This is a genomic window from Polaribacter sp. P097, from assembly GCF_036864555.1.
Taxonomy (GTDB): Bacteria; Bacteroidota; Bacteroidia; order Flavobacteriales; family Flavobacteriaceae; genus Polaribacter.
Genome location: NZ_JAZETJ010000001.1, coordinates 620171 through 646456, shown reverse-complemented (window position 1 = coordinate 646456; position 26286 = coordinate 620171). Strand labels below are relative to the sequence as shown.

The 26286-nt window shown below is 31.3% G+C and carries 26 protein-coding genes and 1 tRNA gene; 18 read left to right on the top strand and 9 right to left on the bottom strand.

Features of this window, described 5'->3' with window-relative positions; all coding sequences use genetic code 11:
* Positions 1-13 precede the first annotated feature (13 nt).
* From tsf to rplM, 4 genes are all read right to left on the bottom strand, one after another.
* Positions 14-985 (bottom strand): translation elongation factor Ts, encoded by a 972-nt coding sequence (tsf, locus tag V7R38_RS03105; protein WP_015481804.1) that lies wholly within the window; start codon positions 983-985, stop codon positions 14-16.
* A 26-nt stretch (positions 986-1011) separates the two neighbouring features.
* Positions 1012-1872, bottom strand: coding sequence for a 30S ribosomal protein S2 (gene rpsB, locus V7R38_RS03100; protein WP_334056007.1), 861 nt, complete (start codon positions 1870-1872; stop codon positions 1012-1014).
* Between the two features lie 153 nt (positions 1873-2025).
* The gene (rpsI, locus tag V7R38_RS03095; protein WP_015481806.1) at positions 2026-2412 is read right to left on the bottom strand and encodes a 30S ribosomal protein S9; all 387 of its coding nucleotides are present in this window, start codon (positions 2410-2412) and stop codon (positions 2026-2028) included.
* Complete coding sequence (rplM, locus tag V7R38_RS03090) at positions 2412-2867, bottom strand: 50S ribosomal protein L13 (RefSeq protein WP_015481807.1); 456 nt, start codon at positions 2865-2867, stop codon at positions 2412-2414. Before rplM ends, rpsI begins: the two co-directional genes overlap by 1 nt.
* A gap of 237 nt (positions 2868-3104) precedes the next feature.
* On the opposite strand from rplM, the gene V7R38_RS03085 reads away from it, so the two are divergent.
* A complete protein-coding gene (locus tag V7R38_RS03085; protein WP_334056006.1) occupies positions 3105-5729 on the top strand; it encodes a DUF5916 domain-containing protein in 2625 nt (874 codons plus the stop codon).
* Positions 5730-5732: 3 nt separating this feature from the next.
* Here the strand turns inward: V7R38_RS03085 and V7R38_RS03080 are convergent, their stop codons facing one another.
* Entirely contained in the window at positions 5733-6038 is a 306-nt protein-coding gene (locus tag V7R38_RS03080) for a DUF6370 family protein (RefSeq protein WP_334056005.1), read from the bottom strand.
* A 23-nt stretch (positions 6039-6061) separates the two neighbouring features.
* The gene (locus V7R38_RS03075; protein WP_334056004.1) at positions 6062-7747 is read right to left on the bottom strand and encodes a glutamine--tRNA ligase/YqeY domain fusion protein; all 1686 of its coding nucleotides are present in this window, start codon (positions 7745-7747) and stop codon (positions 6062-6064) included.
* 113 nt (positions 7748-7860) lie between these two features.
* On the opposite strand from V7R38_RS03075, the gene V7R38_RS03070 reads away from it, so the two are divergent.
* The 10 genes from V7R38_RS03070 to V7R38_RS03025 all read left to right on the top strand — a co-directional run bounded on the left by V7R38_RS03070 (position 7861) and on the right by V7R38_RS03025 (position 16012).
* Positions 7861-8076 (top strand): zinc ribbon domain-containing protein, encoded by a 216-nt coding sequence (locus V7R38_RS03070; RefSeq protein WP_015481811.1) that lies wholly within the window; start codon positions 7861-7863, stop codon positions 8074-8076.
* Between the two features lie 58 nt (positions 8077-8134).
* Positions 8135-8518: a VOC family protein gene (locus tag V7R38_RS03065; RefSeq protein WP_334056003.1), complete on the top strand. Its 384-nt coding sequence runs from the start codon at positions 8135-8137 to the stop codon at positions 8516-8518.
* 19 nt (positions 8519-8537) lie between these two features.
* Positions 8538-8963, top strand: a complete 426-nt coding sequence (locus V7R38_RS03060) for a DUF2452 domain-containing protein (protein ID WP_015481813.1) — start codon at positions 8538-8540, stop codon at positions 8961-8963.
* Complete coding sequence (gene folB / locus V7R38_RS03055) at positions 8964-9320, top strand: dihydroneopterin aldolase (protein ID WP_015481814.1); 357 nt, start codon at positions 8964-8966, stop codon at positions 9318-9320.
* A gap of 5 nt (positions 9321-9325) precedes the next feature.
* Positions 9326-9706, top strand: coding sequence for a VOC family protein (locus tag V7R38_RS03050; RefSeq protein ID WP_334056002.1), 381 nt, complete (start codon positions 9326-9328; stop codon positions 9704-9706).
* A gap of 54 nt (positions 9707-9760) precedes the next feature.
* Positions 9761-9831, top strand: a tRNA-Cys gene (locus V7R38_RS03045).
* Between the two features lie 185 nt (positions 9832-10016).
* Complete coding sequence (locus tag V7R38_RS03040; RefSeq protein WP_334056001.1) at positions 10017-11423, top strand: CotH kinase family protein; 1407 nt, start codon at positions 10017-10019, stop codon at positions 11421-11423.
* A gap of 99 nt (positions 11424-11522) precedes the next feature.
* Positions 11523-12365, top strand: a complete 843-nt coding sequence (locus V7R38_RS03035) for an MBL fold metallo-hydrolase (RefSeq protein ID WP_334056000.1) — start codon at positions 11523-11525, stop codon at positions 12363-12365.
* A gap of 13 nt (positions 12366-12378) precedes the next feature.
* A complete protein-coding gene (locus V7R38_RS03030) occupies positions 12379-14091 on the top strand; it encodes a S8 family serine peptidase (protein ID WP_334055999.1) in 1713 nt (570 codons plus the stop codon).
* A gap of 67 nt (positions 14092-14158) precedes the next feature.
* Positions 14159-16012 (top strand): M1 family metallopeptidase, encoded by a 1854-nt coding sequence (locus V7R38_RS03025; protein WP_334055998.1) that lies wholly within the window; start codon positions 14159-14161, stop codon positions 16010-16012.
* Between the two features lie 75 nt (positions 16013-16087).
* Here V7R38_RS03025 and V7R38_RS03020 read toward each other — a convergent pair whose 3' ends face one another.
* From V7R38_RS03020 to V7R38_RS03010, 3 genes are read right to left on the bottom strand one after another with little or no spacing between them, the layout of a single operon-like run.
* Positions 16088-16756 (bottom strand): LysE family translocator, encoded by a 669-nt coding sequence (locus V7R38_RS03020; RefSeq protein ID WP_015481820.1) that lies wholly within the window; start codon positions 16754-16756, stop codon positions 16088-16090.
* Between the two features lie 20 nt (positions 16757-16776).
* Positions 16777-17823 carry a ferredoxin--NADP reductase gene (locus tag V7R38_RS03015; RefSeq protein WP_334055997.1) on the bottom strand — a complete coding sequence of 349 codons (1047 nt, stop codon included), beginning with the start codon at positions 17821-17823 and terminating at the stop codon, positions 16777-16779.
* A gap of 8 nt (positions 17824-17831) precedes the next feature.
* The gene (locus tag V7R38_RS03010; RefSeq protein ID WP_334055996.1) at positions 17832-18821 is read right to left on the bottom strand and encodes an aspartate-semialdehyde dehydrogenase; all 990 of its coding nucleotides are present in this window, start codon (positions 18819-18821) and stop codon (positions 17832-17834) included.
* A 351-nt stretch (positions 18822-19172) separates the two neighbouring features.
* Here V7R38_RS03010 and trhO point away from each other — a divergent pair, with 351 nt between their 5' ends.
* The 7 genes from trhO (at position 19173) to V7R38_RS02975 (ending at position 26274) form a co-directional block, all read left to right on the top strand.
* A complete protein-coding gene (trhO, locus tag V7R38_RS03005; protein WP_334055995.1) occupies positions 19173-20204 on the top strand; it encodes an oxygen-dependent tRNA uridine(34) hydroxylase TrhO in 1032 nt (343 codons plus the stop codon).
* A 357-nt stretch (positions 20205-20561) separates the two neighbouring features.
* Entirely contained in the window at positions 20562-21905 is a 1344-nt protein-coding gene (locus V7R38_RS03000) for a PSP1 domain-containing protein (RefSeq protein WP_334055994.1), read from the top strand.
* On the top strand, positions 21877-22377 hold the full coding sequence (locus tag V7R38_RS02995; protein ID WP_334055993.1) for a gliding motility lipoprotein GldH: 501 nt from the start codon (positions 21877-21879) through the stop codon (positions 22375-22377). Before V7R38_RS03000 ends, V7R38_RS02995 begins: the two co-directional genes overlap by 29 nt.
* A 1-nt stretch (position 22378) precedes the next feature.
* Positions 22379-24646, top strand: coding sequence for a transglycosylase domain-containing protein (locus V7R38_RS02990; protein ID WP_334055992.1), 2268 nt, complete (start codon positions 22379-22381; stop codon positions 24644-24646).
* A gap of 36 nt (positions 24647-24682) precedes the next feature.
* Complete coding sequence (locus V7R38_RS02985; RefSeq protein WP_015481827.1) at positions 24683-25384, top strand: CoA transferase subunit A; 702 nt, start codon at positions 24683-24685, stop codon at positions 25382-25384.
* A gap of 2 nt (positions 25385-25386) precedes the next feature.
* Positions 25387-26043 (top strand): CoA transferase subunit B, encoded by a 657-nt coding sequence (locus V7R38_RS02980; protein ID WP_334055991.1) that lies wholly within the window; start codon positions 25387-25389, stop codon positions 26041-26043.
* Entirely contained in the window at positions 26044-26274 is a 231-nt protein-coding gene (locus V7R38_RS02975; RefSeq protein ID WP_334055990.1) for a hypothetical protein, read from the top strand.
* Positions 26275-26286 lie beyond the last annotated feature (12 nt).

The following is a 26286-nucleotide window of genomic DNA, read 5'->3' as shown; positions in this document are numbered from 1 at the left end:
TTTAAAATAGAATCTATCCTAAAGTTACTCTTTTAAAAGATGATATTTCAACATCACCATACGTGTTTACGTAGTCAGCAACATTTTTCTTTTCATCTTTAATAAAAGTTTGGTCTAATAAACACTGCTCCATATCTAAAGTAGTATTATCAGCAACGAATCTTTCCATTTTTCCTGGTAAAATTCTATCCCAAATTTGCTCTGGTTTTCCTTCAGCAGCTAATTGTGCTTTTGCATCAGCTTCAGCTTGTGCTAAAACTTCAGGAGTTAATTGAGATCTAGAAATAAATTGAGGTACATTTTTTAATGTTTTACCTAATCTACCTAATTCAATATTATCTTTTTCAATAACTGCAATTCTAGCTTCTGTTTCAGCAGCTACATACGCAGGATCAAAATCTTTGTAAGATAAAGTTGTTGCTCCCATAGATGCTACTTGCATAGCAACGTCTTTTGCTAAAGTTTCAGCATTATCTACAACAGCAGATAAACCTACTAAAGCAGCAATTTTACCAATGTGAGTATAAGCACCAACATAAGCAGCTTTAACTTTTTCAAAAGCAGTAATTTCTAATTTTTCACCAATTACACCAGTTTGTTCAACTAATTTATCAGCAACAGTCATACCACCAAAATCAGCAGCTAAGAAATCTTCTTTGTTGTCATAGTTTAGAGCGATATCTGCGAATTCACCTCCTAAAGCAACAAATTTTTCGTTTTTACCAACAAAGTCAGTTTCACAAGCTAAAACAATGGCAACACCTTCTGTTTTGTCATCGTTTATTCTTGTAACAGCAACTCCTTCTGTAGATTCTCTATCAGCTCTTTTTGCTGCAATTTTCTGTCCTTTCTTACGTAAAACGTCAATTGCTTGATCAAAATCACCACCTGCTTCAACTAATGCCTTTTTACAGTCCATCATTCCAGCTCCAGTAGCTTCTCTTAATTTTTTAACATCAGCAGCACTTACTTTTACTGTTCCCATGTTATGTTATAATTTAAAAGTTAAACTTATTTTTTTTCTTCAGCTTTTTCTTCAGCTTTCGCTTCTTTAGCTGTTGTTGTTCCTTCTGTTGTATTTACTACGGCTTCTTCTAAATTAGGCTTCTCAGCTTTTACAGCTTCCTTTGCAGGTGCTTTTTCTTTTTTAGGAGCTTTAGTTTCTTTACCTTTTTCTTTGTCTGCTTTTCTTTCAGATAATCCTTCAGCAATTGCATCAGTTACAAAACCTAAAACTTTATCAATAGATTTAGAAGCATCGTCATTGGCAGGAATTACATAATCTACTAATCTTGGATCAGAGTTTGTATCTACCATTGCAAAAATTGGAATATTTAATTTTTGAGCTTCTGCTACAGCAATGTGTTCTTTTTTAATATCGATTACAAATAAAGCACCAGGTAAACGAGTCATATCAGAGATAGAACCTAAATTCTTTTCTAATTTTTCTCTTTGACGATTAATTTGTAATTTTTCTCTTTTTGATAATGCATCAAAAGAACCATCTTGCTTCATTCTATCAATAGAAGCCATTTTCTTAACAGCTTTTCTAATAGTAACAAAGTTAGTTAACATACCACCTGGCCATCTTTCTGTGATGTAAGGCATGTTTACTGCTTTTGCTTTTTCAGCAACGATATCTTTTGCTTGCTTTTTTGTAGCAACAAATAAAATTTTACGTCCAGAGTTAGCAATCTTTTTTAAAGCTTCTGAAGTCTCTTCTATTTTAGCTGCAGTTTTATACAAATCAATGATGTGTACACCATTTCTTTCTGTATAAATATAAGGAGCCATGTTAGGGTTCCATTTTCTAGTTAAGTGTCCAAAATGAACACCACTATCTAGTAATTCTTGAATGTTTATGTTTGCCATCTTTTAAAATGTGTTTACTTTCTGTTTTGAAATCAATAACTAAGTAGTCTTTCGAGTCTTAATTATTTAGATACTAAACTGTTTATATTTAAATAATTGTAATAATAACAGTTCTCAAAGAAAATACCTTGCAGAATAAATTCTGCAAAAATATTAACGTTTCGAGAATTGGAATTTTTTACGTGCTTTCTTCTGACCAAATTTCTTACGTTCAACCATTCTTGGGTCTCTCGTTAATAATCCTTCTGGTTTTAAGACAGCTCTATGATCTTCGTTAATAGAAACTAAAGCTCTTGTAATTGCTAAACGAATAGCTTCAGCTTGTCCAGTAACTCCACCACCATAAACATTAACCTTAATATCGTAAGATTCTAAGTTTTCTGTTAACATTAAAGGTTGTTGAACTTTATACTGTAAAGTACCTGTAGTAAAGTAACTTTTATAGTCTTTTTTATTTACAGTGATGTTACCTTTACCTTCTGAAAGATAAATACGAGCAACAGCTGTTTTTCTTCTACCGATTTTGTGTACTATATCCATTATTTGTAATCGTTAAGGTTAATAGCTTTAGGTTCTTGACCTGCGTGTTTGTGCTCACCACCTGCATATACATACAAGTTTCTGTATAAAGCACTACCTAATGTATTTTTAGGTAACATTCCTTTTACTGCTTTCTCGATTAATCTTGTAGGATCTTTCTCGAACATTTCTGTTGCAGTTAACGATCTTTGACCACCTGGATATCCTGTGTGACGAATGTAAGACTTGTCTCTCATCTTGTTTCCAGTTAGTACAATTTTTTCTGCGTTGATAATAACCACGTTATCTCCACAATCTACGTGAGGAGTATAGTTTGGTTTGTATTTACCTCTAATTAGCTTAGCTACTTTAGAAGCTAGACGACCCAACGTTTGCCCGTCCGCATCAACTAAAACCCACTCCTTGTTTACGGTAGCTGCGTTTGCTGATACTGTTTTGTAACTTAATGTGTTCATAATTACACTATTAGTTTTTGTTCAATTAATAATATTTGTTTTCCTTAAAAAAGGAGTGCAAATGTAAGGAGATTTATTTGATTGACAAATAGCACTTTAATATATTTTTTTGCAATTCTTTTTCGATTTGTAAATCTTAAAATAATTAACATAAACTTAAGAAAATAGAGAGGTATTTTTGCACTTGAATTCAAGAGTTTTTTTCATCAGAAATTTTATAAAATTTAAGGCAATTAAATGGGGAAATTTTTACTTTTTTTATCAGTGATAGCTGTTTTTTCAGCAAAGATTAATGCTCAAGATAATTCCACTACTAAAATTCCGAAAAGAATATACACCACCAAAAAACTTATTGAAAAACCAATTATTGATGGTGATGTTTCTGATGTTGCTTGGGATGTTGTAGAGTGGTCTACCGACTTTACAGAAAAAGATCCAGATGAAGGCACAGATCCTGCACATCAAACAATGTTTAAAGTTATGTATGATGATAAATATCTTTACGTTGCTTTGCGTGCTTGGGATGCAAACCCTGAATTAATTCAACAAAGACTTAGTAGAAGAGATGGTTTTGCAGGAGATAGAATTAATGTAATTATTGATAGTTATCATGATAAAAGAACTGCCTTTGTTTTTACAACAACTGCAGCCGGTGTTAAAGGTGAAGAATTTGCCTCTCAAAATGGTGAAAATTGGGATGACAGTTGGAACCCAATTTGGTATACAGATGCCAAAGTAGATGATAAAGGATGGACGGCTGAAATGAAAATTCCTTTTAGTCAATTACGATTTGGGAAAGCAAAAGAACAAATTTGGGGTTTTAACGTTAATAGAACCATTTTTAGGCTGCAAGAAAGATCTTTGTGGCAAAGAATTCCTAACGATCAAGCAGGTTTTATAAGTGAAGCAGGTGAATTGCATGGGTTAAAAGATTTAAAGGCGCAAAAGCAATTAGAGATTCAGCCATTTACGGTCATGCAATACGATACTTATCCTCCAGAAGCTGGCAATCCTTTTCGAACAGGAAGCGATTTTAAATTCAATGCAGGTTTAGATGCAAAAATTGGTATTACTAACGATCTTACCTTAGATTTAACTGTTAATCCTGATTTTGGTCAGGTAGAAGCAGATCCAGGAGCAATTGCTTTAGATGGTTTTCAGATATTTTTTAGAGAGCAAAGACCATTTTTTGTAGAAAACAGCAATATTTTCGATTATGAATTTGCTAATGGTAGAGATAATCTTTTCTATAGTAGAAGAATAGGTAGAAATCCTCATAGAAGTGCAAACCTTGCTTTTGGTGAATATGCAAATGAGCCGCAAAATTCAAGAATATTAGGAGCTGCAAAGTTTTCTGGAAAAACTAGAGATGGCTGGTCTATAGGAGTTTTGGAAAGTGTAACTGGAAATGAGTTTGCAGAGGTTAGAGAAGTTAATGGTGGCACAAGAGAAGAAATTGTAGAACCTTTAACCAATTATTTTGTAACTCGAGTTCAGAAAGATTTTAATGAAAGAAACTCTTTTATTGGAGGTATTTTTACGGCTACAAATAGACATTTAGATGGTGATTTTAATGAGTTGCACAAAGCAGCATATTCAGGAGGAATCGATTTTCAGCACAACTGGCACAATAGAGATTATTATTTAGATGGTAATGTCATAATGAGCCATGTTTTAGGTAGTACAGAAGCTATCACTCAAACCCAAACAACATTAAGACACAATTTTCAGAGAGTAGATGCTACTCATGTTTCTGTAGATCCTAATAAAACTTCATTGACTGGTACAGGGGGTAGAATAGAGTTAGGTAAAAACGGAGGTGGAAATTGGAGGTTTAATGGTGGCGCAATTTGGAGGTCTCCAGAGCTGGAGTTAAACGATGTTGGTTTTTTAAGACGAACAGATGAGATTATTCAGTTTGGAAATCTTAGTTATTTATGGCAAGTGCCAACAGAAACTTACAGAAATATCAATGCCAGATTTGAGCAAGGTGCATTTTATGATTTTCAAGGTAATTTAAATAGAATTCGATTCGAAGTTCAGGGTAATGTAAATTGGATCAACAATTGGTCAACAGAAATTGGTTATGGTTTAAATACTCATTTTTATGATAATTTCTTTTTAAGAGGTGGTCCAAGATTTAGAAGACCAAATACTGGTTTTGCTTATTTATTTTTCAATTCTGATAGGAGCAGAATGTTTAGTTTTACTTTAGGATATTCAAATAGACATAGCCAAGAAGATGTAACTTCTAGAGATCGATTTGTTATCAGAACAAATTATCAGCCTTTTGATGCTTTTAGCATGTCTTTAAATATAGAGTATGCTAATTTATATGATGCTACTCAATATGTTACCGAAACTAATTTTAACACTGATGCAAGATATATTTTAGGAGAAATTCAAAACCAAACATTAACAACTACACTTCGTTTAAATTATAGCTTTACACCAAATATTTCTTTACAATTTTATGGTCAACCTTTTATTTCTAAAGGACGATTTACAGATTTAAATTATGTAGTAAATCCTATTGCAAATAGTATTAATGATAGAATTTCTATTTACGATTCGAATCAAATAAGTACTCAAAATGAGACCTATTTAATTGATGAGAATAGAGATGGAACCACAGACTATAGTTTCGAAAATCCAGATTTTTCTTTTGTACAACTTCAAACTAATTTAGTAGCAAGATGGGAATATATACCAGGCTCAGAGTTGTTTTTTGTTTGGGCAAGAGGATCTGTAGGTAGTGTTGATCCTGCAAATGACTTAGTTGATAGTGTCTCCAATCAAGTTTTTGAAGCGCCAGCTAACGATACTTTTTTAATTAAGGCTACATATAGATTTGCTAGGTAATTGTTAATCTACCATTACAATAGAACTTGCAACAAACCTATCATTTTCTATAACTCCTTCAATTTTGGCGGTTCTAACAACGTTGCAAAATCCAGTGTTTTCATCATGAGCATCACCAAAATCATCAATTCCAAAACCATCAACAAAATAAGGTTTGTCTAAAACTTTAACAGCCAAACTACAGCCTTCTTCTGAGTCTAATTCAAACAGGCATTGGCCACAGGCAATAGGTGCTTCTAAAACACTAACTTTTGATTTTTGATTACAAGCTAATAAAGCTATAAAGCTTAAAATGATTATTTTTTTCATAAAACAAAATGCAATTTAAATACTTATTTCTTAGTCCAGCTATCTCTTAAACCAACAATTTTGTTAAATACCAAAGCTTCTGGTTTTGAGTCATAATCTACGTTAAAATAACCCAACCTTTGAAATTGAAAACGTTCTCCAATTGCAGCAGTTTGTAAACTTGGCTCTAAGTAGGCATCAATAATTTCTAAAGAATTTGGATTCAAAAATTCCATAAAATCTTTGTCTTTATGCGAATCAGGTGCTTCATCTAAAAACAATCTATCATAAGCTCTAACTTCTGCTTTAATAGCGTGTTTAACAGAAACCCAATGTAAGGTTCCTTTCACTTTTCGCATGCTTTCAGGAGTTCCACTGCCAGATTTTGTTAATGGGTCATAAGTACATTGAATTTCTATAACATTTCCATTTTCATCCTTAGTACAGCTATTTGCGGTAATGAAGTAAGCATTTTTTAAACGAACCTCTTTCCCTAATTTTAAACGGAAGAACTTTTTGTTAGCCTCTTCTCTAAAGTCTTCTTTTTCAATATAAATTTCTCTTGAGAAAGGTACTTTTCTACTACCAAAGCCCTCTTCATAGTCATTATAACTTGCGTCTAAAAGCTCTTCTTCTCCTTCAGGATAATTTGTAATAACCACTTTTACTGGGTCTAAAACACCCATAACCCTTTTTGCAGTTTTGTTTAAATCTTCTCTAATTTTAAATTCTAAAAGTGCAACATCAATAACGTTTTCACGTTTAGAAACTCCAACTGTTTCTATAAAGCTTCTAATAGCAGCAGGTGTATATCCTCTTCTTCTTAAGCCAGAAATTGTAGGCATTCTAGGGTCATCCCAACCAGAAACAATTTTCTCTTCTACTAGTTTTAATAACTTACGCTTACTCATAATAGTGTAGCTTAAGTTTAACCTAGAAAACTCACGTTGTTTTGGTGGATTTGGATATTCTGATTCGCTAAATTTATAAACATTTTCTACAAACCAATTGTATAATTCTCTGTGTGGCTTGAATTCTAAAGAACATAAAGAATGAGAAATTTGTTCTATATAATCGCTTTCTCCATGAGTCCAATCATACATAGGGTAAATGCACCAATCTGAACCAGTTCTATGATGAGCTTTGTACATAATTCTATACATTAATGGGTCTCTCATTAACATATTTGGACTAGCCATATCTATTTTAGCACGTAAAACGTGTTCCCCTTCCTTAAACTTACCTTCTTTCATTCCTTGAAATAATTCCAAGTTTTCATCCACAGATCTGTTTCTATAAGGGCTGTTTGTACCTTCTTCAGTTGGTGTGCCTTTTTGAATTCTCATTTCTTCAGAAGTTTGAGAATCTACATAAGCCTTACCATCTTTTATTAATAATATTGCCCAATCATATAATTGTTGAAAATAGTCTGAAGAATAACATTCGTTTGCCCAATTGTAACCCAACCAAGCTATATCTTCCTTAATTGCATCTACATATTCTTGTTCTTCTTTGGCAGGATTTGTATCGTCAAATCTTAAATTTACAGGTGCATTGTATTTTTCACCTAAGCCAAAACTAATACCAATTGCTTTGGTATGACCAATGTGTAAATAGCCATTTGGTTCAGGTGGAAAACGAAAACGTAAATCGTCTTTTGGCATTCCATTAGCCAAATCATCTTCTATAATATGCTCTAAAAAATTCAGTGATTTATTCTCTTCAGACATCCTATATTTATTATATAAATTGAGCTACAAAATTACATAAAATACTTTTCAGCTATTGAGTATTTGTAACAAAATCGTAAATTAATGCTCTAATAAAATAAACAAGATAAACTATGAGTAATCAAATTAGTAATTATACTTGCCCAAAGTGTAATAATAAAACGTATAAATTGGGTCAAATGAGAGCAACAGGTGGTACTTTATCAAAAATTTTTGATATTCAAAACCAGAAATTTACAAGTGTAACTTGTGAGAGATGTACTTATACCGAATTTTATAAAACAAAAACCAGTGCAATTAGCAATGTTTTTGATTTTTTCACGAGCTAGAACCTTCTAATCCGTTGATTTTTATCGTATTTTTGTAATCTTGAAAAAAGTTTTAAAAATGCCTAATTTTTCTTTTGATCATATTGCAATCTCTGTAAAAGATGTAGATGAATCTATTTCATTTTACAAAAAAGTATTTGATTTTAAAGAAATAGCAAATACAGCATCTACATCTAAAACAAGATGGTTATTACTAGATGATAAAATTCAGTTACATGTTATTCCTAGGCCAGATTTTAAGGTAGTTACCAATAAAGCTGTTCATTTTGCCTTATCAACCAAAAATTTAGTTTCCTTTTCAGAACACTTGGAGAGTTTAAACATTGATTTTTCAGATTGGATTGGCTCTGTAAATAAAGATTATGTTAGAGCAGATGGTGTTTTACAAATCTATTTTCAAGACCCAAATGGATATTGGATTGAAGTTAATAATGCAGTATAGAATGTAACCTTTACACTTTATGAAGAAAGAAAGTAAAAAACCAGATTTAGTAGTTTTTAATGAGGAAACTCAACAGTATGATGCTGCTCTAAAGCCTTATGGTACGTCTGCAAGCTCTCCTGTAATTAAACCATTAAATACAGCCAGTTGGAAAAACGATGGTATTCAACGTGTAAACAAACAATTGAAATCTAAGTTTGACGAGGTTAAGAAAGAGTATGAAGCTTTAATGCAAAAGTTTCAGTACAATGATTTAATTTATAATGCCAAATTTAGTTTCGAGCCTATTTTTGGCGAAAATTATCATTTGTACAACAATAAAAATAACGAACCTTTTTTATCAATTATAGCTCCAGAGCAATGTAGCTTTGAATATTTAGGTTCATTTAGATTGAACACAGATAAAATGTGGGAAAAGATAGAAACACCTAATAAAGAAGCATAAATGGGAATTATAAAAGTTAATAATATAAAACTTTATGCTTTTCATGGTTGTCTAGATGAAGAGGCTAAGATAGGTTCTTGGTATAGAGTAGATGTTGAAGTAAAAGCCAATTTAAAGAAATCTTCAAAGACAGATGATTTAGCAGATACAGTAGATTATGTTCATTTAAATCATATTGTTAAAGAAGAAATGCAAATTAGATCTAAATTGTTAGAAGAGGTTGCACAAAGAATTTTAGATCGATTTTTTACAGAGATAAAGATGCTTAAAAAAGCAACTGTTGCTGTTTCTAAAATCAATCCACCTATTGGCGGAAATGTTGAGGAAGTTGTAATCGTTTTGTCTAAAAAAAGATAAATCCAATGAATCTAAATCAAGTAACAATACCTGCTTTAGATTTAGAAAAAGCGGTTGCATTTTATCAAACTTTAGGATTAGATTTAATAGTTGATGCACTGCCAAATTATGTAAGATTTATATGTCCAGATGGTAATTCTACTTTTTCTATTCATAAAGTAGAAGAGTTGCCTCAAAATTCTGGAACTTCTATTTACTTTGAGTGTGATGATTTAGATGAAAAAGTTGCAAATCTAAAGGATAAAGGAATCGTTTTTGATGAATTACCAAATGATAAATCTTGGTTATGGCGTGAAGCACGATTAAAAGATACAGCCAACAATCAGTTGATTTTATATTATGCAGGAGAGAATAGAATAAATCCTCCTTGGAAAATCAAAAAGTAAAAAATGCTTGCAAGCTTTGTAAATTTCCGTAAATTTGCAATCCAATAATTAAAAGGTGTCTTGGCCGAGTGGCTAGGCAATGGTTTGCAAAACCATGTACAGCGGTTCGAATCCGCTAGACACCTCAAAAAAACTCTGATAATTAACTTATCAGAGTTTTTTGTTTTTAGCTATTTTTCTTCTTTCAAAAAGAGCTATTGACCAGTTTATCATAGTTAATTAATTATAATACATTAAATTAGCTTTAGCCAAAAGATTACTTTTTATGAATCGACTTTCTATAACATTACTACTTTTATTTAGTTGTATAATGCCATCAATAAGTTTTGCTCAGATTACAAAAGCAAAACTAAATAGTTTTCAAGTAGATGAACAGCATAAAATTATTTTGTGGCATGTATCAGATTTTAATTCTATAAAAAATAGAAAATCAATAGGTTTTACAGAAAATTTGAAAATTGAAATACCAAATGACTTAGAATGGAATTATAACGAAGTATATTCTATAACTAATGATGGTTCTGATTATAAACTTTATTTAACTAAGCTTCCTATTATTCAAATTGGTTTTGATGAAAATAAAATAAATAGTAAAAATAAAATTGTTGGTAGCTTCTCTTATTATGAAAGTAATTCTTATCAGCAGTCAATTATAGGTCTAAGACATAGAGGTAATTTATCTTTATCATTCAATAAAAAATCTTTCGATTTAGAATTTTGGAAAGATAGTTTAGGTAAGAAAAGTAGAAATATTCAATTTAAGAATTTACGATCTGATGATGATTGGATCTTAGATGCCATGTTTAATGAGCCTTTACGAATAAGATCTGCAATAGCTACAAATTTATGGAATAGCATTAATACACCTTATTACGCTAATCAAGAACCAGAGGCTAAAAGTGGTTTCAATATTCAGTTTGTAGAAGTATTTAAAAACCATGAATATTATGGAGTTTATCAATTATCAGAAAGTATAGATAGAAAACAACTGAATCTAAAAAAGAACAAAGAGGCTGAAATTCGTGGAGAATTATTCAAAGCTGATTCTTATAAAGGTGGTCCTAGTTTTGAGAAAATAGTCGAAAAACCAATTTATATAGATCCTAAATGGAATGGTTGGGAAATTAAATATCCTGTGATAAATGATGAATATTACTGGAATAATCTAGTTAGTTTTTCAAACTTAGTTATCAACAGTTCTTCTCAAGAATTTAAAGATAAAATTGAAAGTAAAATCAACATTTCTAACGCTATAGATTATTACATTTTTGTAAATTTAATGGGTGCAACAGATAATATGGGTAAAAATTATTATTTGGCTAGGTATGACAAGAATGAACCTTATTTTTTTGTTCCTTGGGATTTAGATGGTGTTTGGGGTGTAATACAAGATGGCAAGCCACAATATTTTACCAGCAAAATTGTATTAGAAAACGGACTGCTAAAAAGGTTAATCAACGAAAATCCTAACAATTATAAACAGAAATTAAAAAACCGATGGCAAAAATTAAGGGCTAAAGAGTTTTCTAATGAGTCTCTTTTTAAAGAAATAAATGTACTTTACTCTAAATTTTCGGATGAAAAAATTTATGAAAGAGAGTTTTTAATTTGGCAAAATAAACTTAATAAAACAGCCAATCAAGAGCATTATAATCATTTGCAAAATTGGCTACAAGAAAGACTAGTATATCTAGATGATTCTTTTAGTAATTTATAAATAGAATTGTAGTTATAATAAACTCAATCTTTAGATTTTTCTTAACGATTAACAATCTTTTTTTTAACATCTTTGTAACAAACTTAAGTTACTAAGAAGATGAAAATTTACCCAATAGAAACAGGAAATTTTAAATTAGATGGTGGTGCAATGTTTGGTGTTGTACCTAAAACTATTTGGCAAAAAACAAATCCTGCAGATTCAAATAATTTAATAGAAATGAGCATGCGTTGCTTGTTAATTGAAGATGGAGATCGATTAATTTTGGTTGATACAGGTCTAGGAAATAAGCAGTCAGATAAATTTTTTGGTTACTATTATTTATTTGGTGATTTTTCTTTAGATACTTCCCTTAAAAATTTAGGATTTCATAAAGATGATATCACAGATATTTTTTTAACTCATTTACATTTTGATCATTGTGGAGGTGTTATTGAAAGAAACAAAGATGGGCTATTAATACCTGCATTTAAGAATGCCAAAGTATGGTCTAATGATAAACATTGGTCTTGGGCAACAGAACCAAATCCAAGAGAAAAAGCATCATTTTTAAAAGAAAATATAAATCCTATTAAAGAAAATGGTCAGTTAGAATTTATAAATAGTAATTATCAAGAGCAAATAGGTTTCGATGTTTTATTTATGGATGGTCATACAGAAAAGCAAATGTTGCCAAAACTAAAATACCAAGACAAAACCTTGGTTTTTATGGCAGATTTATTACCAACAATTGGTCATATACCTCTACCATATGTTATGGGTTATGACACTAGACCATTACTTACCATTAAAGAAAAGGCCGACTTTTTAAACCTTGCTGCAGATGAAAATTTCTATCTATTTTTAGAGCACGATGCACATAATGAAATTTGCACTGTAAAGCACACAGAAAAAGGAGTTAGACTTAACACAACACACAAATTTTCAGAAATATTTAGTTAAAAAACATATAGAAATGAGAAATGTAAGAGCGTATTTTTTAAGTGCTTTCATAGCACTTTTTTTGGTTGGCTGTAAAACAACACAAACAGTAGTTGTTCAGCCAAATTTTAATGAAATAAACACAACTCCAGCAAAAAAAACAGATTTATCTGAAAGTGATTTTCAAATTTGGTCGCATTTAGATATTACTCAAGATTCTATTGCTGGTATGAGTTTAGCTAAAGCATATCAATTTTTAGAAGGTAAGAAAAGTAAAGAAGTGATTGTTGCAATTGCAGATTCTGGGGTAGATGTAAAACACGAAGATTTAAAAGATGTACTTTGGATAAACCCATCAGAAATTGATAACAATAATATAGATGATGATAACAACGGTTTTGAAGATGATGTCTTTGGATGGAATTTTCTTGGCAATAAAGCAGGAGATATTGTTACTATAGATCAGTTAGAAATAACAAGATTGGTAAAAAAAGGAAAAACAAAATTTGCTGATGTTGATGTAGCAACTTTATCAGAAGAAGTTAAAAAAGAATATGATGCGTATTTAAAGTTGGTAAAGGAATACGATGCTACAATTATTGAAAAGGAAGCAGAAATCAGTAAAATGGAAGATTACCTAATAACATTAGGTTTAATTCAGCAAGATTTTACTGCAGTTAAAGAATTGGCAAAACAAGAAGATTTAACTTTAGAGTTGGTAAATGGTCTAAAAGCGCCAAACTTAAAAACCTTAGTTAAAATTAAAAATGTAGCCAATATTTTACAGCAAGGCATGAGCGAAGAGAACCTAAATGAAGAACATGAAAAGGTTGTAGAATATTTAACCGAGATTAAAAAAGCAATGAAGGGTTATGATTTAGAAATGAATTATCGTCAAACTTTAGGCGATGATCTGTATGACATTTCAGATAAATTTTATGGTAATAATAATGTGTTGGGTACTGCAGATGCTGCAAAACATGGTACTCATGTTGCAGGTATTGTAGCAGCAAATACTACTAATAATATAGGAGCTGTTGGTGTAGCAAACAACGTAAAAATTATGACTGTTAGAATTGTGCCTGATGGAGATGAGCATGATAAAGACGTAGCTTTAGGTATAAGATATGCTGTAGATAATGGAGCAAAAATTATAAATACAAGTTTTGGTAAACGTTTTTCGCCAAATAAAGACTGGGTTTACGATGCTATAAAATACGCTGCAGACAGTGATGTTTTAATTGTAAATGCAGCTGGTAATGATGGTAAAAATATAGACACTAGAGCATCTTATCCAACAGATTCTAAAGACATGATTACTGAATTTGCAGATAATGTAATAACCATTGGCGCAAGTAGTTTGGCTTACGATAAAAATTTACCAGCAAACTTTTCTAATTACGGTAAAATCAATGTAGATGTTTTTGCACCTGGTGTAGATATTTATTCTTCTGTACCAAATGATAAATACGAGGCTTTAAGTGGTACATCTATGGCAGCACCTTCAACTGCTGGAGTAGCAGCTTTAATAAGAGGTTATTATCCTAATTTATCAGCGAAAGAGGTAAAAGAAATTTTAATGAATTCTGGAGTTAAAATTAACTTTAATGTCATTAAACCTGGTTCTCAATCAGAAAGTAATCCAGAAGGTGAATTAATTCCGTTTTCTGAACTTTCAGTTTCAGGAAGAATTGTAAATGCATACAATGCCTTACAATTGGCAGATTATATATCAAACAAAAAATAATAGCACCAAACAATTAAAGATTGTTGCTATTTTTATACTTTTATAAACACTTAAAAAATCAATTTATATGAGAAAATTATTACTTCTACTAGTATCTGTAGGTATGCTTGTTGCTTGTGCAGAAACTAAAGACGTTCAGTACTCAGACAATACAAAAAATAAAACGTCTTCGAATGCTAATGGTTATTGGCAACAACAGGTAGATTATACTATGGATATTGATATGGATGTAAATAACTATCAATATAAAGGAACACAAAAATTAGTGTACACAAACAATTCTCCAGACGATTTAGACCGTGTTTTTTATCATTTATATTTTAATGCGTTTCAACCTGGTTCTCAAATGGATGTTCGTTCATTAAACATTGCAGATCCAGACAGAAGAGTAGGAGATAGAATCAGCAAATTAAAACCCAATGAGATTGGTTACATAAAAGTAAATTCTTTAAAACAAGATGGTGCTGCAGTAACTTATGAAACTGTAGGTACAATTTTAGAAGTAAAATTGCAAAAGCCTATTAAAGCAGGAGAAACTGTAACTTTTGATATGGTATTTGATGCGCAAGTGCCAGTGCAAATAAGACGTTCAGGAAGAAATAGTAAAGAAAATGTTGCGCTTTCTATGGCTCAATGGTATCCTAAAATGGCTGAGTATGATTTTCAAGGATGGCATACTCCACCATATATAGCACGTGAATTTCATGGTGTTTGGGGAGACTTTGATGTTACCTTACACATAGATAAAAATTATGTAGTTGGTGGTACTGGTTATTTGCAAAATCCGCAAGAAGTTGGTCATAATTATGCAGATAAAAATCAACCATTAAATTTACCTAAAGGTGATAAATTAACATGGCATTTTAAAGCTCCAAACGTACATGATTTTGTTTGGGCTGCAGACCCTGAGTACAATCACGATATTTTAAAAATGCCTTCTGGCCCAACTTTACATTTTTTCTACAAGAAAACTTTAGAAGGTGAATATTTACAAAATTGGAAAAAACTACAACCACAAACTGCAGAGTTAATGGCATATTTTTCTGAGAATGTAGGTAAATATCCTTATGAACAATACTCGGTAATTCAAGGTGGAGATGGAGGTATGGAGTATGCTATGGCTACTTTAATTACAGGTAAGCGTAAATATGGAAGCTTATTTGGTGTTACTGCTCATGAAATGGCTCATACTTGGTTTCAATTTTTGTTAGCTTCTAACGAAAGTTTACATCCTTGGATGGATGAAGGTTTTACAAGTTATATTTCTAACAAAGCAGAAAACGAAATTTTAAACGAGAATAAAGAAAATCCGCATTCTGGTTCTTATAGAGGCTATAGAACAATTGTAAACAGAGGTTATGAAGAATCTCTTTCTACACATGCAGATAGATATAACACAAACTGGGCATATGGTACTGCAAGTTACTCTAAAGGAAATATTTTCTTATCGCAATTAGAATATGTTATTGGTTCAGAAAATGTGGCTAAAGGTTTAAAAAAGTACTTTGACGATTTCAGTTTTAAACATCCAACTCCAAATGATATTAAACGTTCAATGGAGAAAGTTTCTGGAATACATTTAGACTGGTATTTAAACGAATGGACACAAACTACGCACACTATAGATTATGGAGTTAAATCTGTAAATGGCAAAACCATTACTTTAGAAAGAATTGGTAAAATGCCAATGCCAATAGATTTAGAGGTAGAATATACTGATGGATCTACAGAAAATTTTAATATTCCTTTGCGTATTATGAGAGGTGTTAAGCCTACAACTGCAACTGTTTTAGAAGATTGGGCATGGGCTATTCCAACATATTCTTTTGATGCAGCAAAAGCTGTAAAATCTGTAACTATTGATAAAAGTGGATTAATGGCAGATGTTAAATTAGATAACAATGCCTATCTCGCAAAATAGTTATAATCAGTAGATATAATAAAAAAGGTGAAGCTTATAGCTTCACCTTTTTTATTATGTCAATTTGTTTATTTCTTAAGTTAAGAATTCGTTTATTTTTTCTTTAGGAATAAAGCCCATAAGCATTAAATAAATTCCGCAAACAATCAATATGATTCCCATAACACGTTTTACTCTATAAATTACAGCAGGTGTCATTTTACTTTTTAATTGTTTTGCCAATACTATTTTACATAAATCTGTGATAAAATATCCTAAAATGATTGTAGCAAAATATAAAAATATTGCATTTTGATTCATTTTTAAGGCAGGCCCAATTACTAATACAGTACCTAGCCAAAAAGCCAGAACACCAATATTTATGAAATTTAAAAAGAATCCTTTTACAAATAATTTAAGGTAGTTGTTTTCTACAATAGGCACTTCTATAGATTTGGCAGATTCTAATGCTTGCTTTTTATTTTCTCTATCAAAATAGGTAATTAAGCCATAAATGATAAGTACTAAACCACCAATAAAAAACAATCTAGGATCGTCTTTAATTTTTTCTAATAAAGATCTACTTCCATAATAGCCAATTAATATAAAGCAAATATCGCCCAAAATCACGCCTAAATCTAGAGCAATAGCTGCTCTTGCACCTTTTAAAATACTAGTTTGAATCAGCATAAAAAATACAGGCCCAATCATAAAAGCCATGAAAAAGCCAATAAGTAAAGCGTTTTTAAAGTCGTAAATATCCATATTTTACAAAAATAAGGATTTTAAACGTCATCAAAATCAATAGAAATGGTAGATGTTGTTGGGTGTGCTTGGCATGTTAAAATAAATCCTTCTTCTATTTCACCATCTGTTAAAATAGTGTTTTTTACCATAACAGCTTTACCTTCTGTTACTTTAGCTAAACAAGAACTACAAACTCCACCCTGACAAGAATAAGGAGGATCTAAATCATTACGCAATGCAGCTGCTAAAATATCATCTGTTTGTTGCATGCTAAAGGTAGTTTCTTCATCATCTAACAAAACTGTTATTTTGGTGGTACCCTCTTTTACTTCTTCAAGAGCTTCTTCATCTACAGATACTGTAAATAATTCAAAATGAATATTTTCTGTTGTAAAGTAATTTTCTTTAAGAGTACTAGTAACAGCATTAATCATTTCTTCTGGGCCACATAAATAAGCATCATCAAAAGTGGTTTCTTTGTACATATTCTTTACAAAGTAATTTGTAACACTTTTATCGATTCTTCCTCTTAACTGGTTTTTTACTTCTTCTCTACTAAAAATATAATGTAGCTTAAATTGATTTGGATAATTCTCTTTTAATGCATTTAACTCCTCGTAAAAAATGGTGTCTGCAACAGATTTATTACCATAAACTAAAGTAAAGTTTGCAGAAGGTTCATTTTCTAAAACCGATTTTACCATAGATAAAATAGGAGTTATACCAGAACCTGCAGCAAATGCAATGTAATTTTTGTTAGCTTCTGGTTTTAGCTCAAATCTACCTTCTGGAGCCGAAATTTCAATGGAATCACCAGTTTTTAATTCAGTGGTTGCATATTGAGAAAACGTTCCGTTTTCTACAGCTTTAATTGCAACTCTAATTTCGTTACTTTTTGGTGTAGAACAAATGGAATAAGCTCTTCGAACTTCTTCACCATTAATAATGGTTTGTAGTGTTATGTATTGCCCAGAAACAAAATTAAAATCTTGCTTTAATTGTTCAGGTATATCAAATAAAACAGAAACCGCGTTTGCGGTTTCTTGTTTAACTTCTTGTATGTTTACTTTGTGAAAATCTGCCATAAATGTGTTTAAACTAAATTATTTGCAATTAAATATTCAGCTATTTGAACTGTATTTGTTGCAGCACCTTTTCTTAAGTTATCTGCAACTATCCACAAATTTAAGGTATTTTCTTGAGATTCGTCTCTTCTAATTCGTCCAACAAAAACTTCATCTTTGTCATGAGCATTAATTGGCATTGGGTATATATTGTTGTCTAAATCATCTTGTACAATAACACCAGGAAAATCATTTAATAATTGACGTACTTCTGCCAAATCAAAATCATTTTCAAACTGCACATTTACAGCTTCTGAATGACCACCAGCTGTAGGAATACGAACTGCAGTTGCAGTTACAGAAAAAGAATCATCTCTTAAAATTTTCTTTGGTTCGTTCACCAACTTCATTTCTTCTTTGGTGTAACCATTGTCTAAGAAAATATCACAATGAGGTAGTGCATTTCTACCAATTTTATGAGGATAAGCCATTTCTCCATCAATTCCAGCCTCTTCATTATCTAATTGTTGTACAGCTTTTACCCCAGTTCCTGAAACAGATTGATAGGTAGAAACTACTAAACGTTTCATGGTATATTTTTCATGTAAAGGTGCTAACGCCATAACTAACTGAATTGTAGAGCAGTTTGGGTTTGCTATAATTTTATCTTCGGCTGTTAGTACATCACCATTAATTTCTGGTACAACTAATTTTTTATCAGCATCCATTCTCCAAGCAGAAGAATTATCAATAACTGTAGTACCCATTTCTGCAAATTTAGGAGCCCATTCTAAAGAGGTGTCTCCACCTGCAGAAAACAAAGCGATGTCTGGTTTTAAATTTACAGCATCTTCTAAGGTTACGATTGTAAATTCTTTACCCTTATAACTTAACTTTTTTCCTGCAGATCTAGCAGAAGCTACAGGTATAAATTCGGTTATAGGTAAATTACGTTCTTCTAATACTTTTAACATCACTGTGCCAACCATACCAGTTGCACCAACTACTGCTACTTTCATTATTTTAAATTTTGTTTCTAAATTCTTTTACAAAGATGAGAACTAAATACATGTTAGCCATTATTTTAATAAATATTTACTAATATATTTACAGATGTTTAAAATTTAACAGATTGTTGTAAAAATTCCTTTTCTATGATTTCTTTAAGGATGAAAATAGGTTGTTATAACTACTTTTAGTAGCGTTAAACAAAAGCATTATAAATATCTGGTGATTTTTCTTAAGATTATATTTATTCTTTATTTTCTGCTTAAACAAAATAGTTTAGAATGCTAAAATTATTGTAATTTTGTCGAGAATTATTTTACGAACACAAACTGAATAATGTTCAGCTTAAAAAAAGGTATAGCATGCAACTGTACAATAAGTTAAGCGCACAAGAACGCGCAGAATTAATTGATAAAGCTGGTAAAGACAGACTTACCATTTCTTTTTATCAATACCACCAAATTAAAAATCCTCAAATCTTAAGAGATAAGTTATTTCTAGAATGGAATGCTCTAGATGTATTAGGTAGAATTTACGTATCCTATGAAGGTATTAATGCTCAGCTTTCTGTACCATCAGAAAACTTATACGCATTAAAAGAACAACTAGATAGTATAAGCTTTCTTAAAGACATTCGCCTAAATATTGCTATTGAACAATACAATAAATCGTTTCTAAAACTTAAAGTGAAAGTTAGAAACAAAATTGTAGCAGATGGTCTTAATGATGACACTTTTGACGTTACTAATAAAGGTGTGCATTTAAATGCGAAAGAATTTAATGAAATGTTGGCAAATCCTGATACAGTGTGTGTTGATATGCGCAATCATTATGAGAGTGAAATTGGTCATTTTGATGGTGCAATTACTCCAGATGTAGATACGTTTCGTGATTCTTTAGACATTATAGAAGAAGATTTAAAAGACAATAAAGAAGATAAGAACTTATTGATGTATTGTACTGGAGGTATTCGTTGTGAAAAAGCATCTGCTTATTACAAACACAAAGGTTTTAAAAACGTTTTTCAGTTAGAAGGTGGTATTATAGAATATACACGTCAAGTAAATGAAGAAGGCATAGAAAATAAATTTATTGGTAAAAACTTCGTGTTCGATCATAGAAGAGCAGAAAAAATTACAGATGATGTTATTGCCAATTGCCATCAATGTGGAAAACCTTGTGATACCCATACAAACTGCGCAAATGAAGCTTGTCATTTGTTGTTTATACAATGTGATGAATGTTCAGAAAAGATGGAAAATACTTGTTCCACAGATTGTCAAGAAATTATTCATTTACCTTACGAAGAACAAAAAGAACTAAGAAAAGGTAAAGGAAACAGTAACCAAATTTTTAAAAAAGGCAGAAGCGAAGTTTTAAAATTTAAAAACTAAATTTTTTTCGAAAATAAATAATAAGGCCTCTTTTATAGAGGTCTTTTTTGTTTTTAAAACGAATTCTAACTAGATGATAGCGAATTCTAAATGGCACAAATTTTAATTGTCAAAACAGATTAATTTAGTGCAAAGAGTAGCAAAGTTTGTAAAAACTAGATCTTAAAAAAAGCTGTTTTTTCATTCTTTAAGAATACGTATATTTACGAAATAGAGAAGATTGGGTGGAAATTATATAGGAGCCTGATTATCAAATTGTGAATCGTACGTTTTTAAACAAACAAGGCTATAATTGATGCTGTTATTTACTTGGTAAAACAGCTTTAGTTTAAAAACGGATTAAAATATATATTTTACATGGCATGTGGAAGTTGTGGTACAACAGAAAATGGGGTACCTAGAGGTTGTAAAAGTAATGGGAATTGTGGGTCAGGTTCTTGTGGTAGTGGAAGTGAAAAGTTAGCTGTTTTTGATTGGCTTTCGAATATGAAATTACCAAGTGGTCAAGAACGTTATAATATTTTTGAAGTACGTTTTAAAAACGGAAGAAAACATTTTTATAAAAATGTAGATAATTTGCCTTTAACCATGGGTGATATTATTGCTGTAGAAGGTTCTCCAGGTCATGATATAGGTACTATTTCATTAGCAGGAGAATTAGTAAAAGTGCAAATGAAAAAGCGCAAAATTACAGAAGATCATGAAGATGTTAAGAAAATTTATAGAAAAGCTACTCAAAGAGATATAGATGTTTGGCAAGCAGCAAGAGCTAAAGAAGAAGAAACCCAAAGAAGAGGTAGAGAAATTTTAGGAAAGCTTGGCTTACAAATGAAACTTTCTGATGTAGAGTATCAAGGAGATGGAAATAAAGCTACTTTTTATTATACTGCAGATGCAAGAGTCGATTTTAGACAATTAATTAGAGATTTGGCTAGTGCTTTTTCAATTAGAGTAGAAATGAAACAAGTAGGTGCAAGGCAAGAAGCAGCAAGATTAGGAGGGGTAGGTTCTTGTGGTAGAGAGTTATGTTGTTCTACTTGGTTAACAGATTTCAGAAAAGTAACAACATCTGCTGCACGTTATCAGCAATTATCTTTAAATCCTTTAAAATTAGCAGGGCAATGTGGTAAGTTAAAATGTTGTTTAAATTTTGAATTAGATACTTATTTAGATGCTTTAAAATCGTTTCCAAAACAAGATGTTGTTCTAAAAACAGAAAAAGGAGATGCTGTTTTTGTAAAGATGGATATTTTTAAAAAACATCTTTGGTATACATACAAAGAAGAACGTTTTAAATGGTTTCGTTTAACCCTAGATCAGGTTCAAGAAATTATAGAATTAAATAAAAATAATGAAAAATCTATTTCGTTAGAAGAGTATGAATCTGATGTAGAGATTGTAGAAAAAGTAAGTTTTGAGGATGCTGCTGGGCAAGATAGTTTAACACGTTTTGATACACCTAAACCAAGTAAACGAAGAAGAAACAACAGAAACAAAAGAAAGAAAAAACCGGTTGCTGCAACTGTTGCAAAAACTTCAAATCAAAACAAGAACAATCAACAGAAAAGAAAACCAAAAAACAAACCAAATCAAAATCAACCAAAAGCTGAAGGTACAAAGCCAAATAAGCCAAGGAGAAATAATAGAAATAGAAAAAACAACAAAAACCAAAATGGGAATAGTGCTAAAGAAAAGTCATAAATTCTTTATTTTATTTCTAGTAGCTATTTTGTACAGTTGCAACTCTAATATAGAGTTTACAGAATATAAAACAATGCAAGATAGCAGTTGGAAATCTCATGAGAAAATCTCATTTATTTTTGATGTATCAGATACTATTCAACCAAAAAACTTGTTTATCAATATCAGAAATAATAACAATTACCAATTTAGTAATTTGTATGTTATTACTGAATTAAAAGCTCCAAATGGAGATAAAGTGATAGACACTTTACAATATGCAATGACAGATGCTAAAGGAAAATTTTTAGGCGATGGTTTTGCAGATGTAATAGAAAATAAACTCTTTTACAAAGAACAAATAAAATTTGCAAAAGGTGGTGAATATCAATTTAATATTCGACACGCAATGCGCAAAAACGGACAGGTTAACCCTATTTCAAATTTAGAAGGTATACAAGATATTGGTTTCAGTATCGAAAATAATAATTAAAATGGCAGAGAAAAAAACAAGCTTTAAAAAGTTTATCATTTGGTTTTGGGCACTTATCCTTGGTGGAGTTTTAATTTTAGCTGGCTTATTTTTTACAGCTTCTGTTGGTGGTTTTGGAGCGTTACCCACTTTTGAAGAGTTAGAAAATCCGCAAACCAATATAGCTACAGAAGTAATTTCTTCAGATGGTGTTACCATTGGTAAATATGCAACCGAAAATAGAACTCCTGTTCATTTTAATGAGCTACCTCAAAATTTAGTTAATGCTTTAGTAGCTACAGAAGATGAGCGTTTTTACGAACATTCAGGTATCGATTTTAGAGGTACAGCAAGAGCTGTTCTAAAACCAGGTAGTGGAGGTGCAAGTACCATATCTCAGCAATTAGCAAAAATGCTGTTTACAGGTAGAGCCTCTAGCAATATTTTTAAAAGAGTATTGCAAAAAATGAAAGAATGGGTTGTTGCTACTAAACTAGAAAAACAATATACAAAGCAAGAGATTATTGCCATGTATTTAAACAAATATGACTTTTTAAATCAGGCAGTTGGTATACGCTCTGCAGCAAGAATTTATTTTGGAAAAGAACCAAAAGATTTAGAAATTCAAGAATCTGCAATGTTAGTAGGTATGCTTAAAAACTCCTCTTATTTTAATCCTTTAAGAAGAGAGGCTATTGTAAAACAAAGAAGAAATGTCGTTTTATTACAAATGTCTAAAAACAATTACATTTCTGAAGATGAAAAAATTAAATTGCAGCAATTGCCATTAGATTTAGATTATACTCCAGAAAGCCATGATGAAGGTTATGCAACTTATTTTAGAGCACATTTACAAAAAGTAATGCGCACATGGGTTAGAAATAACCCAAAACCAAATGGTGAAGAATATGATATTTTTAGAGATGGCTTAAAAATATATGTAACTATAGATTCTAGAATGCAAAAGTATGCAGAAGAAGCTGTAAAAGAGCATATGGCTAATCTACAATCGTATTTTTTTAAGGAGCAAGCAAGAAACAGAACTGCACCTTTTTACGATTTAGAAAAAAGTCAAATTAGAAGTATTTATGAAAGAGCTAAAAAGAATTCAAATAGATACAAAAGATTGATTGCAGCAGGCAAACCTGTTAAAGAAATAGATAAGATTTTTAATACTAAAACAGAAATGAAAGTATTCTCTTGGAAAGGTGTTAAAGATACTGTGATGTCGCCAAATGACTCAATTAAATATTACAAACATTTTTTACGATCAGGTTTATTATCAATAGAGCCACAAACAGGTCATATAAAAGCTTGGGTGGGTGGTATCAATAATAAATTTTTTAAGTACGATGCTGTTGCCCAACAAAAAAGACAAGTTGGTTCTACATTTAAACCATTTGTTTATGCAACTGCTATTAACCAATTAAGAATGTCTCCTTGTGATGAGCTGCCAAATATTCGTTATACAATTCCTAAAGGTAAATATGGAATTCCTGAAGCTTGGACTCCAGACAATGCTACACAAAATTATGGAGGAATGCTTACGTTAAAAGATGGTTTAGCAGGTTCAGTAAATACAATATCAGCAAATTTAATCGATAAAGTAGCTCCAGAAAATGTGGTACGTTTGGCTAAAGCATCTGGTATTGAAACAGAAATAAAGGCAAATCCTGCAATCGCTTTAGGTGCAGTCGATTTATCTTTATTAGAAATGGTAAGTGCATACTCTACATTTGCAAACAGAGGTTTACGAGTAAAACCAATGATCATTACCAGAATTGAAGATAAAAACGGTACTGTTTTAAAAGATTTTGTGCCAGAAACACAAGAGGTTCTAAGTGAAGAATCTGCCTATGTAATTTTAAATTTATTAGAAGGGGTAACCCAATCAGGTTCAGGTGTTCGTTTAAGATCTTCATGGTCTTCAGGTGGTGGTGCTGTAACTGGTTTTCCTTACGGATTTAAAAATGCAATTGCAGGTAAAACAGGTACAACACAAAATCAGTCAGATGGTTGGTTTATGGGAATCGTACCAAATTTAGCAACAGGTGTTTGGACAGGTGGAGAAGATAGAGCAACTCATTTTGCGGGTATTGCAAAAGGGCAAGGTGCAACAATGGCATTACCAACTTGGGCTTTGTTTATGCAAAAATGTTATGCAGATAAATCTTTAAATATTTCTAAAGATGATTTTGAAAAACCAGAAGAATTAAGCATAAATATCAATTGCGATAAGAAAGAGGAGGAAAATATAGATATAGTTCCTAAAGGAGATACAGATTTTTAAATTCTATCTTTTTAAAAATCATTAAATTTTAAAAGAATGATAAACAAAAAAGTAAATAGTGTTCAAGAAGCTTTAAGTGGCGTAAAAGATGGTATGACTCTTATGTTAGGTGGTTTTGGACTTTGTGGAATTCCTGAAAATGCTATTTCAGAATTAGTAAAATTAGATGTTAGAGATGTTACTTGCATTTCTAACAATGCAGGTGTAGACGATTTTGGTTTGGGTTTATTATTACAGAATAAGCAAATCAAAAAAATGATATCATCTTATGTTGGCGAAAATGATGAGTTTGAACGCCAAATGTTATCAGGTGAATTAGAAGTAGAATTAACACCACAAGGTACTTTAGCTGAGAAATGTAGAGCAGCACAAGCAGGTTTTCCTGCATTTTATACGCCTGCAGGTTTTGGTACAGAAGTAGCAGAAGGCAAAGAAACTAGAGAGTTTGATGGTAAAATGTATGTTTTAGAACCAGCTTTTAAAGCAGATTTTGCCTTTGTAAAAGCTTGGAAAGGTGATGCTGCAGGTAATTTAGTTTTTAAAGGAACTTCAAGAAATTTTAATCCAAATATGTGTGGTGCAGCAACGATTACTGTTGTTGAGGTAGAAGAGTTAGTAGAAGTAGGTGAGTTAGATCCTAATCATATTCATATTCCAGGAATTTTTGTACAAAGAATTTTTGAAGGTACCAATTATGAGAAAAGGATTGAGCAAAGAACTGTAAGACAAAAACAATAAGTATGGCTTTAGATAAAAATGGAATCGCTAAAAGAATTGCACAAGAAGTGCAAGATGGTTTTTATGTAAACCTAGGTATTGGTATACCAACTTTGGTAGCTAATTACGTAAGAGAAGATATAGAGGTTGAGTTTCAATCTGAGAATGGTGTTTTAGGTATGGGGCCTTTTCCTTTTGAAGGTGAAGAAGATGCAGACATTATAAATGCTGGGAAGCAAACCATAACAACAATGCCTGGAGCAAGTTTTTTCGATTCTGCAACTAGCTTTGCCATGATTCGTGGTAAGCATGTAGATTTAACCATTTTAGGAGCAATGGAAGTTGCAGAAAATGGAGATATTGCCAACTGGAAAATTCCTGGAAAAATGGTGAAAGGTATGGGTGGAGCTATGGATTTAGTGGCATCTGCAGAAAACATTATTGTAGCTATGATGCATACCAATAAAAGAGGCGAATCAAAAATATTAAAGCAATGTTCTTTACCATTAACAGGTGTAGGTTGTGTAACAAAAGTAGTTACCAATTTAGCAGTTTTAGAGGTAAGAGACAATGCATTTCACTTGTTAGAAAGAGCTCCAGGAGTTTCTGTTGAAGAAATTCAGGAAGCAACAGAAGGTACTTTAGTAGTTAAAGGTGATATTCCAGAAATGAGTTTGTAAATGAAAAATTTAAAACATATTATTCCTTTTATTTTCCCACTTCTAATTATTGTTTTTGGCCTAGTTATTTATAAGATTTTAGAATATGAGCCTAATATTTATACAATTCTGATTAATGTAGGAGGTGCTTATATTTTATCTCCTAAATTTAAAACTGTAGAAAAACAGCATGGTGCAGAAGAGCAAATGAAGTGGTTGTTTTTTAAAAAAGTAATTAATAAAAAAGTATAAGAATTGTCCTGT

Excerpts from the sequence above, each read along its gene's own strand:
- tsf (WP_015481804.1), bottom strand. The coding sequence starts at position 985 with ATGGGAACAGTAAAAGTAAGTGCTGCTGATGTTAAAAAATTAAGAGAA.
- rpsB (WP_334056007.1), bottom strand. The coding sequence starts at position 1,872 with ATGGCAAACATAAACATTCAAGAATTACTAGATAGTGGTGTTCATTTT.
- rpsI (WP_015481806.1), bottom strand. The coding sequence starts at position 2,412 with ATGGATATAGTACACAAAATCGGTAGAAGAAAAACAGCTGTTGCTCGT.
- rplM (WP_015481807.1), bottom strand. The coding sequence starts at position 2,867 with ATGAACACATTAAGTTACAAAACAGTATCAGCAAACGCAGCTACCGTA.
- V7R38_RS03085 (WP_334056006.1), top strand. The coding sequence starts at position 3,105 with ATGGGGAAATTTTTACTTTTTTTATCAGTGATAGCTGTTTTTTCAGCA.
- V7R38_RS03080 (WP_334056005.1), bottom strand. The coding sequence starts at position 6,038 with ATGAAAAAAATAATCATTTTAAGCTTTATAGCTTTATTAGCTTGTAAT.
- V7R38_RS03075 (WP_334056004.1), bottom strand. The coding sequence starts at position 7,747 with ATGTCTGAAGAGAATAAATCACTGAATTTTTTAGAGCATATTATAGAA.
- V7R38_RS03070 (WP_015481811.1), top strand. The coding sequence starts at position 7,861 with ATGAGTAATCAAATTAGTAATTATACTTGCCCAAAGTGTAATAATAAA.
- V7R38_RS03065 (WP_334056003.1), top strand. The coding sequence starts at position 8,135 with ATGCCTAATTTTTCTTTTGATCATATTGCAATCTCTGTAAAAGATGTA.
- V7R38_RS03060 (WP_015481813.1), top strand. The coding sequence starts at position 8,538 with ATGAAGAAAGAAAGTAAAAAACCAGATTTAGTAGTTTTTAATGAGGAA.
- folB (WP_015481814.1), top strand. The coding sequence starts at position 8,964 with ATGGGAATTATAAAAGTTAATAATATAAAACTTTATGCTTTTCATGGT.
- V7R38_RS03050 (WP_334056002.1), top strand. The coding sequence starts at position 9,326 with ATGAATCTAAATCAAGTAACAATACCTGCTTTAGATTTAGAAAAAGCG.
- V7R38_RS03040 (WP_334056001.1), top strand. The coding sequence starts at position 10,017 with ATGCCATCAATAAGTTTTGCTCAGATTACAAAAGCAAAACTAAATAGT.
- V7R38_RS03035 (WP_334056000.1), top strand. The coding sequence starts at position 11,523 with ATGAAAATTTACCCAATAGAAACAGGAAATTTTAAATTAGATGGTGGT.
- V7R38_RS03030 (WP_334055999.1), top strand. The coding sequence starts at position 12,379 with ATGAGAAATGTAAGAGCGTATTTTTTAAGTGCTTTCATAGCACTTTTT.
- V7R38_RS03025 (WP_334055998.1), top strand. The coding sequence starts at position 14,159 with ATGAGAAAATTATTACTTCTACTAGTATCTGTAGGTATGCTTGTTGCT.
- V7R38_RS03020 (WP_015481820.1), bottom strand. The coding sequence starts at position 16,756 with ATGGATATTTACGACTTTAAAAACGCTTTACTTATTGGCTTTTTCATG.
- V7R38_RS03015 (WP_334055997.1), bottom strand. The coding sequence starts at position 17,823 with ATGGCAGATTTTCACAAAGTAAACATACAAGAAGTTAAACAAGAAACC.
- V7R38_RS03010 (WP_334055996.1), bottom strand. The coding sequence starts at position 18,821 with ATGAAAGTAGCAGTAGTTGGTGCAACTGGTATGGTTGGCACAGTGATG.
- trhO (WP_334055995.1), top strand. The coding sequence starts at position 19,173 with ATGCAACTGTACAATAAGTTAAGCGCACAAGAACGCGCAGAATTAATT.
- V7R38_RS03000 (WP_334055994.1), top strand. The coding sequence starts at position 20,562 with ATGGCATGTGGAAGTTGTGGTACAACAGAAAATGGGGTACCTAGAGGT.
- V7R38_RS02995 (WP_334055993.1), top strand. The coding sequence starts at position 21,877 with ATGGGAATAGTGCTAAAGAAAAGTCATAAATTCTTTATTTTATTTCTA.
- V7R38_RS02990 (WP_334055992.1), top strand. The coding sequence starts at position 22,379 with ATGGCAGAGAAAAAAACAAGCTTTAAAAAGTTTATCATTTGGTTTTGG.
- V7R38_RS02985 (WP_015481827.1), top strand. The coding sequence starts at position 24,683 with ATGATAAACAAAAAAGTAAATAGTGTTCAAGAAGCTTTAAGTGGCGTA.
- V7R38_RS02980 (WP_334055991.1), top strand. The coding sequence starts at position 25,387 with ATGGCTTTAGATAAAAATGGAATCGCTAAAAGAATTGCACAAGAAGTG.
- V7R38_RS02975 (WP_334055990.1), top strand. The coding sequence starts at position 26,044 with ATGAAAAATTTAAAACATATTATTCCTTTTATTTTCCCACTTCTAATT.